Below are 379 nucleotides of genomic sequence, written 5' to 3' on the forward strand. Positions count from 1 at the left end.
ATCAGACCATCGTGTCGGCCGGGGGCAGGCCGAACTCGTTGTTGCCGAAGATCAGGTAGGCACGCTCGGGATCGTTGGCGGCGTGCACCCGGCCGGCGTGCGCATCACGCCAGAACCGCTGCACCGGAGCGTCATTGGACAGCGCGGTGGCACCCGAGGCCTCGAAGAGCCGGTCGATCGAGGCGATCGCGCGGCCGGTGGCACGCACCTGATCGCGACGGGCGCGGGCCCGCAGCTCGAACGGGATCTCCTCGCCGGCGACCAGCAGCGCGTATTCGTCGGCGACGTTGCCCGACAGCTGACGCCAGGCGGCGTCGATGTCGCTGGCCGCCTCGGCGATCCGGATCTTGGCGAACGGATCGTCCTTGGCCTTCTCGCC

General features: G+C 70.2%; 1 pseudogene. It reads right to left on the bottom strand.

From position 1 onward, the window contains the following. Position 1: 1 nt before the first annotated feature. Positions 2-379: pseudogene (locus tag ACZYZ7_RS31790) on the bottom strand (3-hydroxy-9,10-secoandrosta-1,3,5(10)-triene-9,17-dione monooxygenase oxygenase subunit); the annotation flags it as partial.

It is taken from the genome of Mycobacterium sp. IDUB_17 (assembly GCF_055419465.1).